Annotated in this window: 12 protein-coding genes; 4 read left to right on the plus strand and 8 right to left on the minus strand. The window is 71.8% G+C overall.

Annotated features, from left to right (window positions below; translation table 11 throughout):
* The 4 genes from FCH28_RS25900 to FCH28_RS25915 form a co-directional block, all read right to left on the minus strand.
* Positions 1-320, minus strand: a 320-nt coding sequence (locus FCH28_RS25900) for a 2-oxoglutarate dehydrogenase E1 subunit family protein (RefSeq protein ID WP_136742573.1), incomplete at its 3' end; no start/stop codon positions are given.
* Between the two features lie 249 nt (positions 321-569).
* Complete coding sequence (locus tag FCH28_RS25905; protein ID WP_425471999.1) at positions 570-1,817, minus strand: HAMP domain-containing sensor histidine kinase; 1,248 nt, start codon at positions 1,815-1,817, stop codon at positions 570-572.
* A complete protein-coding gene (locus tag FCH28_RS25910; protein ID WP_136742574.1) occupies positions 1,814-2,554 on the minus strand; it encodes a response regulator transcription factor in 741 nt (246 codons plus the stop codon). Before FCH28_RS25910 ends, FCH28_RS25905 begins: the two co-directional genes overlap by 4 nt.
* 74 nt (positions 2,555-2,628) lie before the next feature.
* Entirely contained in the window at positions 2,629-3,360 is a 732-nt protein-coding gene (locus tag FCH28_RS25915) for a spermidine synthase family protein (RefSeq protein WP_136742575.1), read from the minus strand.
* Positions 3,361-3,664: 304 nt separating this feature from the next.
* Here FCH28_RS25915 and FCH28_RS25920 point away from each other — a divergent pair, with 304 nt between their 5' ends.
* Entirely contained in the window at positions 3,665-4,546 is an 882-nt protein-coding gene (locus tag FCH28_RS25920; RefSeq protein ID WP_246103211.1) for a rhomboid-like protein, read from the plus strand.
* 82 nt (positions 4,547-4,628) lie between these two features.
* Here the strand turns inward: FCH28_RS25920 and FCH28_RS25925 are convergent.
* Positions 4,629-5,461, minus strand: a protein-coding gene (locus tag FCH28_RS25925) for an IS5 family transposase (RefSeq protein ID WP_246103213.1) whose coding sequence is annotated in 2 segments (ribosomal slippage) — positions 4,629-5,125 and positions 5,125-5,461 — 834 coding nt in all. Because the reading frame shifts where the segments join, the coding sequence is not laid out codon by codon here.
* A gap of 40 nt (positions 5,462-5,501) precedes the next feature.
* Positions 5,502-6,005 (minus strand): YfbM family protein, encoded by a 504-nt coding sequence (locus FCH28_RS25930; RefSeq protein WP_169314254.1) that lies wholly within the window; start codon positions 6,003-6,005, stop codon positions 5,502-5,504.
* Positions 6,006-6,102: 97 nt separating this feature from the next.
* Here FCH28_RS25930 and FCH28_RS25935 point away from each other — a divergent pair, with 97 nt between their 5' ends.
* Together FCH28_RS25935 and lon are read left to right on the plus strand one after the other, a co-directional pair.
* The gene (locus FCH28_RS25935; protein ID WP_169314255.1) at positions 6,103-6,978 is read left to right on the plus strand and encodes a pentapeptide repeat-containing protein; all 876 of its coding nucleotides are present in this window, start codon (positions 6,103-6,105) and stop codon (positions 6,976-6,978) included.
* Positions 6,979-7,079: 101 nt separating this feature from the next.
* Positions 7,080-9,497 (plus strand): endopeptidase La, encoded by a 2,418-nt coding sequence (gene lon / locus FCH28_RS25940; RefSeq protein WP_136742576.1) that lies wholly within the window; start codon positions 7,080-7,082, stop codon positions 9,495-9,497.
* A gap of 88 nt (positions 9,498-9,585) precedes the next feature.
* On the opposite strand, the gene FCH28_RS25945 is transcribed toward lon, so the two are convergent.
* Positions 9,586-10,449 carry a lysozyme gene (locus tag FCH28_RS25945; RefSeq protein ID WP_136742577.1) on the minus strand — a complete coding sequence of 288 codons (864 nt, stop codon included), beginning with the start codon at positions 10,447-10,449 and terminating at the stop codon, positions 9,586-9,588.
* Positions 10,450-10,694: 245 nt separating this feature from the next.
* On the opposite strand from FCH28_RS25945, the gene FCH28_RS25950 reads away from it, so the two are divergent.
* Positions 10,695-11,243, plus strand: coding sequence for a MarR family winged helix-turn-helix transcriptional regulator (locus tag FCH28_RS25950; RefSeq protein ID WP_136742578.1), 549 nt, complete (start codon positions 10,695-10,697; stop codon positions 11,241-11,243).
* 57 nt (positions 11,244-11,300) lie between these two features.
* Here FCH28_RS25950 and FCH28_RS25955 read toward each other — a convergent pair whose 3' ends face one another.
* Positions 11,301-12,146 carry a protein phosphatase 2C domain-containing protein gene (locus FCH28_RS25955; RefSeq protein ID WP_136742579.1) on the minus strand — a complete coding sequence of 282 codons (846 nt, stop codon included), beginning with the start codon at positions 12,144-12,146 and terminating at the stop codon, positions 11,301-11,303.
* Positions 12,147-12,184 lie beyond the last annotated feature (38 nt).

Below are 12,184 nucleotides of genomic sequence, written 5' to 3' on the forward strand. Positions count from 1 at the left end.
GGGGCCGGGGCGGCCGCCGGAGCCGGAGCCGGGGCCGGCGCCTGGGCGGCGGGCTTGGGCTCGGCCGGCGCGGCCTGGGACGGGGCGGGTGCGGCGGGGGCCGAGCCCTCCGCCGGCTGGCCCGACGCGTTGGCGCCGCCCGGCTTGTAGTCAGCGAAGAAGTCCCACCAGGCTCGGTCTACCGAGTTCGGGTCCTGGAGGTACTGCTGGTAGATCTCGTCGACGAGCCACTCATTGGGACCGAACGCGGCGGCAGGGTTCTTTCCCTGCCCCTCTTGGTCGGTCGAGATGCTCGAGCTGTTGGGGGACTGTAGCGACACGGCGGCAACCGCCCTCTTCCGCTTCCTAAGGTGGTGGACAGCGGGAATAAAGGCTACGCCTGTTGTGACCTTTGGTGCAGTCCGGGAGGGTCACTCGTCGCGCACGTCACATTCACCGAAGGGTTTCAGGGCATGACATGGCGGGAAACACACGAAGTTTGCCCGCGTGCGGGTAGAACTCATCGTCGGCGCACCCCGGAGTGAGATCCGGTGATGAGTGCTCCCACGACCGACCCTACGTCACGGGCGTCAACCGCGAGCTGACTCCAGCCCCGGAAGGGTGACGCGGATACGGCAGCCACGTGGGGATTCGGCCACGCCGATCCGTCCGCCGTGCAGATCCACCGCCCAGCGCGCGATGGCCAGGCCCAGTCCCGTACCGCCGTCGGTGCCGGGCCCCGACGCGCCGGGACCGCCGCGGTTGAACCGTTCGAAGACCCGGTAGCGCTCCGACTCGGGGATGCCGGGGCCCTCGTCCTGCACCTCCAGCTCCAGGCTCTCCGGCCCCTCGCCTCGCCGGGCGTGCACGGTGACCCTGCCGTGCTGCGGGCTGTGCTTGATCGCGTTGTCGATCAGATTGGCCACGACCTGGTGCAGCCGCTCGGCGTCGGCGTGCGCGGTCAGCTCCGGCGGTGAGACATCGAGGTGCAGATGCACGTCCGTACGGGTGTGGGTGCCGGAACCGGCAACCCCGGACAGCGCAGAGAGCGTCGAGGCGCCCCGGCTCATGTTGGCCTCCTTGAGCACCCCCGACAGATACGGCCAGACCTCGAAGCGCCGGGCGTGCAGCGGCACCACCCCGTTGTCCAGCCGGGACAGGTCCAGAAGGTGCTCGACCAGCCGGCCGAGCCGCTCGGTCTGCTTCAGCGCGGTCCGCATCGTCTCCGGATCGGGCTCGGAGACCCCGTCCACGACGTTCTCCAGCACCGCGCGCAGCGCCGCGATCGGGGTGCGCAGCTCGTGCGAGACATTCGCCACGAGCTCCTTGCGGTGGGTGTCCACCGCTTCCAGGTCGGCCGCCATCCGGTTGAAGGCGCTGGCCAGGTCACCGAACTCGTCGCGGCGACCGGAGCGCACCCGACGGGTGTAGTCACCATGTGCCATCGAACGGGTGACATCCGTCATCTCGCCGAGCGGCGCGGTCAGGCTGTTCGCCACGAACTGGGTGATCAGCAGCGAGGCGATGATCGAGAAGACCGTGATCACCCGCAGTTCGGTCGCGGAGTGCATCGCGACGAACACCAGCAGGGTGGTGATGATCACCGAGACGATGACCAGCGCGCCCAGCGCGGCCTTGACGGAGCGGTACGGATCCAGCGGTCGCAGCCCCTCCCAGATCCGCTCCCACAGGCCCTGGGCGGGCAGTCGCCACCACTCGCGGGCCGGGGGCCGCCGCAGTCGCCGCAGGGATCGCCCCAGGGCCTCCCGCGCGGAAAGGCGCCAGCTGCGCACCCGCGGTCGCCACGACTCCCGCACGGAAAGGCGCCACCGCATCATGCGGCCGGGGTCTCCAGGGCGTAGCCGACGCCGTGGACCGTACGGATGCGCTCGGCGCCGATCTTGCGCCGCAGCGCCTTGATGTGGCTGTCGACGGTGCGCGTCCCGGAGGCGTCCGCCCAGTCCCAGACCTCGGCCAGCAGCTGCTCACGGGAGAGCACCGCACGCGGGGTGTTCGCCAGGCAGACCAGCAGATCGAACTCGGTGGGGGTGAGATGGACGTCCACACCGCGCACCCGGACCCGGCGCTGCGCGTGGTCGATCTCCAGCTCGCCGAGGCGCAGGATGCCGCTGCGCGGGGTGTGCGCGGCCAGCGCGGCGCGCTCGACCCGGCGCAGCAGGACATGCACCCGGGCGGCCAGCTCCCGCATCGAGAAGGGCTTGGTCATGTAGTCGTCGGCGCCGACGCCCAGCCCGACCAGCATGTCCGTCTCGTCGTCCCGGGCGGTGAGCATCATCACCGGAACGGGGCGCTGGGCCTGGACCCGGCGGCACACCTCCAGGCCGTCGAAGCCCGGCAGCATCACATCGAGGACGAGCAGGTCGGGCTGCCAGGCCTCGGCGGTGTCCACGGCGGCCGGGCCGTCCGTCGCCGTCTGCACCTGGAAGCCCTCGGCGCGCAGCCGGGCCGCGATGGCGTCGACGATCGTCGGGTCGTCCTCCACGACCAGCACCCGGCGCTGGGCGCCCGGCGTGGCCGCGGCGGTGCCGCCCTGGGTTGTCTGAGTCTGGTCCATCGCCCGCCCCTGCATGTCCCCTGCGTGGTCGCGTCTTGCTGGGCAGCAGCGTAAAGCCATGGTGTGACTGACGGCTACGCGCCCTTGCGGGCGAGGTGGACGACGTCCGGGACACCTCGGACAACAGGGATCTCTTCCGTCCGCACCCCGCTGAAACCGGCATTTCGCAGAGCCTGTTCGAATGCCGGCGAGGGCTGCGCGGACCACACGGCGAGCACCCCGCCGGGCGTCAGACGGTCCCGGCAGGCGGCGAGACCGGTGGGGGAGTAGAGGCTGCCGTTGTCCTCGGTGACGGTCCAGTCCGGGCCGTTGTCGATGTCCAAACACAGGGCGTCGAAGGCGTCTTGGCCCGCTCCGTCGCGGAGGTAGGCGACCAGGTCGGTGTGCAGGATCTCGGTACGGGGATCGGCCAGCGCGGCCGCCGAGACCGCCGACAGCGGGCCCGTGCGGTGCCAGTCGATGACCGCCGCCTCGCGTTCGACCACGGCGATCCGGCCCCACCGCGGCTCCTCCGCGGCCCGGACCAGCGAGAAGCCGACACCGAGGCCACCGATCAGGACGGCGGGCCGGGTGCGTCCGGGCGGCAGTTCGGACAGTGCGGCGTCGATCAGCAGGCGCTCCGAGCGGCCGTCGGAGGTGTCCATCAGGAAGCAGCCGTTGGCGATGATCTCGTAGACCGCCGGGGTCCCGCCGCGGGCGCGCAACACCACCTCGCCGTAAGGGCCTTGGCGTCGGTCGAGGATGCGCGGGGCCTCCTGGGGGCCGGCCGCCGGATGCGTCTCATACGAGGGGGATACGGGAGCCATACCGCCATCTTGGCCAACGGCGGCTGCGGTGGTCCAACCGTTCGGGCCCGCCGTTCCGGCATTCGGGATCATGGCCGCGGTCCGCCTCCGATCCGCCCGCCGACCGTTGACGTGGCGAATCTCATGGAGGTTGCGTCACGTGATGCATCTCACTCGCACAGCTCGCTCATGGGTTGAGCGTGCAGGGTGGTCGCCAACGTTCTTCACGACGACGGAATCACGACAGCGGAATCACGGCCGGGGGACCACACCGGCGTGGCTGTTCTTCGGCGGCGGCGCGCCGGAACGGAAGGGGCTTCGTGCAGTGAGCTGGCTTGGAACCGCCGACGGGATGTCGGGCGACACGGCCGTCGAGGGCGGGCGGACGGACGGCCCTGCCGCCGACCCGCAGCGGCCGCCCGTCCTCGGGGGGATTCCCCGGCAGCGCGGGGGGCCGGCACCCGCTGCGGCGCCCGAGGCTCCGGCGGCTCCCGCGGACGGGGCCGGGCCGGCCGCCCGGTCGCGCACCCGGTGGCGTCCCTGGAAACTCCTGCCCACCCCTCTCGGCACCCCCTTCACCTTCTGTTACGCCGCCCTCCTCGCGGCGACCTCGTTCTTCGCGGAGCATGCCGACCCCTCGCTGGTCGACGAGCTGCTGCGGGGCTCCAGTACCGACGTCGTCCATCTCGCGCGCACCCCGCTGCTGGTCCTCGTGGCCAGCGCGCTGTGGATCGCCGGCGGAATGACCTCGGCGTACGCCGTCGGCTTCCTCTTCGTGCTGACGGCCCTGGAGCGGCGGATCGGCGGGCTGCGCGCCGCCGCTGTGTTCTTCGGCGGCCATGCGCTGGCCACCCTCGCGACCGAACTGCCGGTGGGCTTCTCGGTCGCCGCCGGGCAGCTGCCGGACAGCGCCCTGCACCGCCTCGACTACGGCATCAGCTTCGGCGTGATGACGTGCACCGGAGCGCTCGCCGGTCTGCTCCCCGCCTGGTCCCGCTGGCCGCTGCTGGCCGGCGCCGGCTATCTGGTCGTCACCGATCTGCTCGCCTACGCCGATCCGGTGAGCGACTGGGGCCATCTGCTGTCGCTCACCCTGGGCGTCGCCGGCTGGCCCCTGTTGCGCCGCTGGCGCGCCCAACGCGCCACGGCCGCCCCGCTCCTCGGGGACCTGGGCCACCCGGCGCTGCGCGGGGCACGCACTCACTGACGGGTGAGGCCGGCGGGGGCGGCCCGGCCCCCGCGGCGCCGACCCTGACCCGTCGGACACGCCCTAGGTCGTGTCCGCAAAGTCAGGGCAGCCATAGTCGGAGGCAGGCGATGGTGACCAGGGCTTGGTAGTGGCGGGCGCGTTTGTCGTAGCGGGTGGCGAGGGCCTTGTTGTGTTTGAGTCGGTTGAAGCAGCGTTCGACGACGTTGCGGCGTCGGTAGGCGGCCCGGTCGAGTCGGCACCGGCTCTCGCCTCGACGGATGCGGCCGTTGATCTGGTCGATCCGTTCGGGAATCGCTGCTTTGACGCCTCGCCGCCGCAGATAGCTGCGGATCTTCGTGGATGAGTAGCCCTTGTCCGCGACAACACGGTCGGGCCGTGTCCTGGGGCGGCCGGGCCCGTACCGCTCGATGCGGATGCGGGCCATGACCGCTTCGAGCTGGGTGCAGTCGTTGACGTTCCCGGCGGTGAGGGTGAAAGCCAGCGGCCGCCCCTGCCCGTCGCAGGCGAGGTGGATCTTCGTGGTCAGTCCGCCGCGGGACCGGCCGAGCGCCTCACCTGGCCAGGACTGCCCCCTTATCGGGCCCCGGCCGCATGCTGGTGGGCTCGCACGGTGGTCGAGTCGATGCACACGATCGTCCAGTCGACGGCGCCGACGGCGTCGGAATGCTGCTGGACATGGGCCAGCAGGCGGTCCCAGGTGCCGTCGGCGGACCAGCGGCGAAAGCGTTCGTAGACCGTCTTCCACGGTCCGTACCGCTCGGGCAGGTCCCGCCAGGCCGCCCCGGTGGACAGCTTCCACAGAATGCCGTTGACCACCTGCCGGCGGTCGCGGACTGGCCGGCCCATCCTCGACGGCGCCAGCAACGGCTCGATCACCGCCCACGACTCATCAGTCAGCTCATGTCGACGCACCACGAACAGACCAACGCGACAACCACTTTGCGGACACGACCTAGCCCAACCAGATCAGCACCCCGTCCCCGGCGTCGGCCGCCGTGCGGAAGAACGGGCAGAGGCGGGCGTAGTGGTGGCGCACGTAGTCCAGGGACTGGCCGCGCTCCCAGATGAGAGCCGGGTAGACCCGCGCGCCGGCGAGGTCCTCCGGGGTGACGCCGGACGTCAGGTCCTCGGCGGATATCTGGTCCAGCGCCTTGGCGGCCAGCCGGACCCGGTCGGGGGTGAGAAAGCGGGGCGGGCCGTAGCCCCAGTCCTCGGCGTCCTCGATGGCGTCCTCGCCGTGCACGATGTCCACGGGGAAGGCCGCGCGGGCGAGCAGGAAGCCGAGGGCGCCCCAGGCCTGGTCGACGTCGAGGCAGCGGGCCTTCGCCGGAGGCGTGCCGCGGGCCGCTTCCGCGTCCATCCGCCTGCCGACCAGCCGCAGTGCCCACTCGGGATCGCGGACGGCCCGGTCGAGTTCGGCGGGCGTGACACGTGCGTACTCTCCGATCATGCTCATGTTCCGAAGGCTAGGGGCGACCACTGACAACGCCGCCCAAGACGGCCGGCTGGGAGAATGGAGCACCCATGGCCCCCTCGGCAGGAGTTCACGCACGGTGTCCCAGGACCGCCCCTCCCCGCATCCCGGCAGCACAGACCTCGGCCCGCAGGCCGCGGATCCCGGCCCGCAGTCCGCGGATCTCGGCCTGCAGTCCGACTGCGGCAGCTGCTTCGGGCTGTGCTGTGTCGCGTTGCCGTTCGCGGCCTCGGCGGACTTCGCGATCGACAAGGACGCCGGGCGGCCCTGCCCGAACCTGAGCACCGACTTCCGCTGCGGCATCCACACCGACCTGCGCCGGCGCGGCTTCTCCGGCTGCACCGTCTTCGACTGCTTCGGCGCCGGCCAGAAGGTCTCCCAGGTCACCTTCGGCGGTCAGGACTGGCGGCAGGCGCCGGGCACCGCACGGCAGATGTTCGATGTGTTCCCCGTCATGCGCCAGCTCCATGAGCTGCTCTGGTACCTGGCCGAGGCGCTGACCCTGGCGCCGGCCCGCCCGGTCCACGCCGAACTGCGGCGCGCCCTGGAGAAGACCGAACGCCTCACCCGCGGCACCGCCGACGAACTGAAGGGTCTGGACGTCCCGGCGCACCGGGGCGAGGTCAACGCGCTGCTGCTGCGCACCAGTGAGCTCGTACGCGCCAAGATCCCGGGCCGCAGGAAGGACCGCCGGGGCGCCGACCTGATCGGAGCCCGCCTGAAGGGCGCCGATCTGCGGGGCGCCAACCTCCGCGGCGCCTACCTCATCGCCGCCGACCTCAAGGGCGCCGATCTGCGGTCGGCCGACCTGATCGGCGCGGACCTCAGGGACGCCGACCTCGGCGGCGCCGACCTCACCGGCAGCATCTTCCTCACCCAGTCGCAGCTCAACGCCGCCAAGGGCGACCAGGCCACCACGCTGCCACCGGCCCTCGCCCGCCCCGCCCACTGGTAGCGGCCGCCCCGATCGCTCACAGCGAACACCCTCCGGGGAACATCTCCCGCCCCCACCGCATTGAGTGAGTACAGCTCAACTTGCCTGCCGAAGGGGAGATCATGGCTTCGACGTCCACATCGCTCACTCTGCCCGTGCTGCCCCTCGATGACGAGGTCGTACTGCCCGGCATGGTGGTGCCCCTGGACCTGTCCGACGCGGAGGTGCGGGCGGCGGTGGAGGCCGCCCAGGCCGCCGCGTCCTCGGGGCCCTCGGGCAACAAGCCCAAGGTGCTGCTGGTGCCCCGGGTTGACGGTACGTACGCCGGCATCGGCACGCTGGGGCGGATCGAGCAGGTCGGGCGGCTGTCCGACGGCGATCCCGGCGCGCTGGTACGCGGCCTGGGCCGGGTGCGGATCGGTTCCGGCACGACCGGGCCCGGCGCCGCCCTGTGGGTGGAGGGCACCACCGTCGAGGAGCGGGTCCCGGACCCGCTCCCCGGTTCCGTCGCCGAACTCGTCACGGAGTACAAGGCGCTGGCCACCAGCTGGCTGCGCAAGCGCGGCGCCTGGCAGGTCGTCGACCGCGTCCAGCAGATCGAGGATGTGCCGACGCTCGCCGACAACTCCGGGTACTCGCCGTTCCTGACGACGGAACAGAAGGTCCGGCTGCTGGAGACCGTCGACCCGGTGGCCCGGCTGAAGTTCGCCACCGAGGCGCTGCGCGAGCACCTCGCCGAGCAGGACGTCGCCGAGTCCATCGCCAAGGACGTCCAGGAGGGCGTCGACAAGCAGCAGCGGGAATTCCTGCTGCGCCGGCAGCTGGAGGCGGTCCGCAAGGAGCTCGCCCAGCTCAACGGCGACCCCGAGGACGAGAGCGACGACTACCGCGCCCGGGTCGAGGCCGCCGACCTGCCCGAGGAGGTCCGCAAGGCCGCCCTGAAGGAGGTCGACAAGCTGGAGCGGGCGAGCGACCAGAGCCCCGAGGGCTCGTGGATCCGCACCTGGCTGGACACCGTTCTGGAACTGCCGTGGAACGAGCGCACCGAGGACGCCTACGACATCGCCGGCGCCAAGGAGGTCCTGGACGCGGACCACGCAGGCCTGGAGGACGTCAAGGAGCGGATCACCGAGTACCTGGCGGTGCGCAAGCGGCGCTCGGAACGCGGTCTGGGCCTGGTGGGCGGACGCCGGGGCGGCGCGGTGCTGGCGCTGGTCGGCCCTCCCGGGGTCGGCAAGACGTCGATCGCGGAATCGGTCGCGCGGGCCATGGGGCGCTCGTTCGTCCGGGTCGCGCTCGGCGGCGTCCGTGACGAGGCGGAGATCCGCGGTCACCGCCGTACGTACGTCGGCGCGCTGCCCGGCCGGATCGTCCGCGCCATCAAGGAGGCCGGCTCGATGAACCCGGTCGTCCTCCTCGACGAGATCGACAAGGTGGGGTCCGACTACCGGGGCGACCCGGCAGCGGCCCTTCTGGAGGTCCTGGACCCGGCGCAGAACCACACCTTCCGTGACCACTACCTGGAGGTCGAACTGGACCTCAGCGATGTGGTGTTCCTGGCCACGGCCAACGTCCTCGAAGCGATTCCGGAGCCGCTGCTGGACCGGATGGAGCTGGTCCGCCTGGACGGCTACACGGAGGACGAGAAGGTCGTCATCGCCCGGGACCACCTGCTGCCGAGGCAGCTGGAGCGGGCCGGCCTGGAGCCCGGCGAGGTGACCCTGGAGGAGGACGCGCTGCGCAAGCTGGCGGGCGAGTACACCCGCGAGGCCGGCGTCCGCAACCTGGAGCGGGCCGTCGCCAGGCTGCTGCGCAAGGTCGCCGCCCAGCACGAACTGGGCGAGCGGGAGCTGCCGTTCACGGTCGGGACCGCGCAGCTGCGCCCGCTGATCGGGCGGCCGCACCACACTCCCGAGTCGGCGCAGGACCCGGCCGAGCGGCGGACCGCGGTGCCCGGTGTGGCCACCGGCCTCGCGGTCACCGGCGCCGGCGGCGATGTGCTGTACGTCGAGGCGTCGCTGGCCGACCCGGAGACGGGTGGGTCGGGGCTCCAGCTGACCGGTCAGCTCGGCGACGTGATGAAGGAGTCGGCGCATATCGCGCTGTCGTTCCTGCGCTCGCACGGCGCGGAACTGGAGCTTCCGGTCGGTGATCTGAAGGAGCGGGGCGTGCATCTGCACGTACCGGCGGGCGCCGTCCCCAAGGACGGTCCCAGCGCCGGCGTGACGATGACGACGGCGCTGGCCTCGCTGCTGTCGGGGCGCCAGGTCCGGCCGGAGGTGGCGATGACCGGTGAGGTGTCGCTGACCGGGCGGGTGCTGCCGATCGGCGGCGTCAAGCAGAAGCTGCTGGCCGCGCACCGGGCCGGCATCACCACCGTGGTGATCCCGAAGCGGAACGAGGCCGACCTGGACGACGTCCCGGCCGAGGTCCTGGAAAAGCTGGAGGTCCACCCGGTGTCGGATGTCCGCCAGGTGCTGGAGCTGGCGCTGACGCCGGCGTCCAACGGAGCGGCGCCGAAGGTCCCGATGGCCGCGTGAAACGGGAAGGGCCCTGCCGCACTCCACGTGCGGTGGGGCCCTCTCATGCCTGCGGCCGGGCGCGGGTGGGGGCCGCACGGCCGCTTGGTCAACCGTTCGCCAGCGCTCTCAGCCGGTCGTACGCTCCGTTGAACCGGTTGTGGTCACCGACCGTCGGACCGGACGACGTGTACTGCCAGATGGTGTGGAAGCCCCAGCCGGCCGGGAGTTCGCCGACCGAGGAGCCGTAGCGCGGGACCCACAGCGGGTTGGTCCTGCCGAAGGCCCGGGAGTTGCCGGTGCACTTCTTCCACCAGCGGGTGGAGGTGTAGAGGACGGCGTCCCGGCCGGTGCGCTTCTTGTACGTCGCGAACCAGTCCTTCATCCAGTTGACCAGCCCCGCCGCGCTCTTCCCGTAACAGGTCGCGCCGTACGGGTTGTACTCCATGTCGAGCGCCCCGGGCAGCGTCTTGCCGTCCTTGGACCAGCCGCCGCCGTGGGCGAGGAAGTAGTTCGCCTGGGCCGCGCCGCTGGAGGTGTTGGGGGTCGCGAAGTGGTACGCACCACGGATCATGCCGACCCGGTACGAACCGTTGTACTGCTGGGTGAAATAGGGGTTGGTGTAGCTCCTGGACTCGGTCGCTTTGACGTAGGCGAAGCGGACTCCGCTCTTCCAGAGCGTCGACCAGGCGACATTGCGGTTGTGGCTGCTGACGTCCACGCCGTGGACGGACGCCCGGAGCGAGGGCTGCTGCGTGATGCCCCGGCCGCCGGCGCCGCCTTCGTATTTGGCGATCTCCGAACCGGCCCAGTCCTGGCCCGGGTGGGTGGGTTCCGGAGCGGCGGTCGTGGCCGCGGCGGCGGTGCCGGGCAGACCGAACAGAAGGAGGGAGACTATCGCGAGGAGGATTCCGGCCGCGGTCGCGAGGGACCGCGCCGGGGGGTGGGGGGAGCCGGATCTGCGCACGGTCATACGTGCCTCCGTAGATCTCGAGGGATCTCGGTGAGTGACCTGAGGGGGGAATGAGGAGGGAATGGCGCATGGGCCGGATTTTGGTGTGGTCATGCCACGAATACCGGTACGCGCGTAGACCACCCTCCCAAAAGAGTGTTACCGGGCAGCCGTTGGTCTAACCGTGCGAAATACTGTCCGAGCTGCGGCTTCGGCCGCCGCGGACGGAAAATTCCAGGGCGGGGAAAGAGGGAAAGGGCGCTGACGTGCACAACACCGGAGCCGACGGTACGACGGCGAACGGCGAACCGAGTGGTGTGGACCACGTATTCCTGTCCCTGGAACGCGAGTTGGCGGTGTTTCTGCGGCGGGCGCGGGCCTCGTCCGGCGAATTGGCGCGCGAGGTCCACCCCGATCTGGAGCCGGCCGCGTACGGGCTCATGGTCCGGCTGGCCGACGCCGGCGCACAGCGCGCGACCGACCTGGCGGGCTTCTTCGGCGTCGGCAAGGCCACGATGAGCCGTCAGCTGCACGCACTGGAACGCCTCGGGCTCATCGCCCGCGCACCGGATCCGGCCGACGGCAGGGCCGTCCTGGTGCGGATCACCGACGAGGGCCTGGACCGCTTCACCCGCGTCCGCACCGCCCGCCGCGCCCAGTACGCCCGCCGCCTCGCCTCCTGGGACCGCGCCGAGGTCGCCGAACTCGCCCGCCTGCTCCACCAGCTCAATGCCGGGCAGGAAGGGCAGGAAGGGCAGGGGTGCCAGGAGGGGCAGGAGGGGCAGCAGCCCGGAGGGCTGCCGGTAGACCGGTGACACCACGGGCGGCCGCCGCCCGGCCGTCGGCGGCGCCCGCTCCCGTGCCCCTTTTTGTCACGGCGCGACAAAAACCACCGCGGCGTCGTCCCGCCCCTTGCCACGCGGGTACGCGGCGCAGTCCGGGTCGGCCGCCTCCGCCGCCCGCACCCGGTCGATCAGCGCCTGTGGCCCCTGCTCGGCGACCAGCGCGGCGCAGTCCGCCCAGGAGCCCGCGCGGAAGACCTCGACCCAGCGGCCCGCCCCGTCGGTCAGCGCGGTCAGCGAGCGGATCCCGGCGCGCGGAGTGCTGCCGGTCACCGCGCGGGCGGCCACCGCGGGATCCGCGGCCGCGGTGAAGAAGCCCCCCTCGGCATTGCGCAGCGCCTCGACCGCGCGGCCGTACTCCCGGCCCGCCGCGGCCCGTTCGGCGGAGCCCCGGGGCAGCGCCCGTACGGCGTCCCGCTGCGCGCGGACCGCGGGCGGCAGTTCGTCCAGCCGGGGGTCCAGCACGGGACGCACCGAGCCGTCCGTCCGTTCCAGGAGGAGGACGGAATCCGACAGCACCAGGTGCTCGACGGCGTGTCCGGACCACCGCGCGGCGACCACCGTTGCCTGCGGAGTGCGGGCGTGAGAAAGGTCACAGGTGGATCGGTGCGCGTCGGCCGTGCGGGCGATGGCCGCGGCGAGCGCCTCAGTCAGCGTCATATCCGGGTGTGAACCCGACAGTTCGAGCATCGCGCCACCGAGGCGCGCGGTGAACCACGGCACCGTATGCACGCAGCCGACGTCGCCCTCCGGGGGCGTCACACCGTCCAGGAGGACCAGGACACCGCCCTGGCCGGAGGCCGGAAGGGCGACCGACGCGTAGTCCTCGTTTGGGCGTTGGGGATCACCCGGCTCGATGGCGAGTTCGATGCGCATGCGGGCAAGTCTGCCGGAGACGGCCGATCGGGCCCGGT

Source organism: Streptomyces piniterrae, from assembly GCF_005048155.1.
GTDB lineage: Bacteria > Actinomycetota > Actinomycetes > Streptomycetales > Streptomycetaceae > Streptomyces > Streptomyces piniterrae.

Coding starts and splice junctions, on each gene's coding strand:
- FCH28_RS25905 (WP_425471999.1), bottom strand. CDS start 1,817: ATGATGCGGTGGCGCCTTTCCGTGCGGGAGTCGTGGCGACCGCGGGTG.
- FCH28_RS25910 (WP_136742574.1), bottom strand. CDS start 2,554: ATGGACCAGACTCAGACAACCCAGGGCGGCACCGCCGCGGCCACGCCG.
- FCH28_RS25915 (WP_136742575.1), bottom strand. CDS start 3,360: ATGGCTCCCGTATCCCCCTCGTATGAGACGCATCCGGCGGCCGGCCCC.
- FCH28_RS25930 (WP_169314254.1), bottom strand. CDS start 6,005: ATGAGCATGATCGGAGAGTACGCACGTGTCACGCCCGCCGAACTCGAC.
- lon (WP_136742576.1), top strand. CDS start 7,080: ATGGCTTCGACGTCCACATCGCTCACTCTGCCCGTGCTGCCCCTCGAT.
- FCH28_RS25945 (WP_136742577.1), bottom strand. CDS start 10,449: ATGACCGTGCGCAGATCCGGCTCCCCCCACCCCCCGGCGCGGTCCCTC.
- FCH28_RS25955 (WP_136742579.1), bottom strand. CDS start 12,146: ATGCGCATCGAACTCGCCATCGAGCCGGGTGATCCCCAACGCCCAAAC.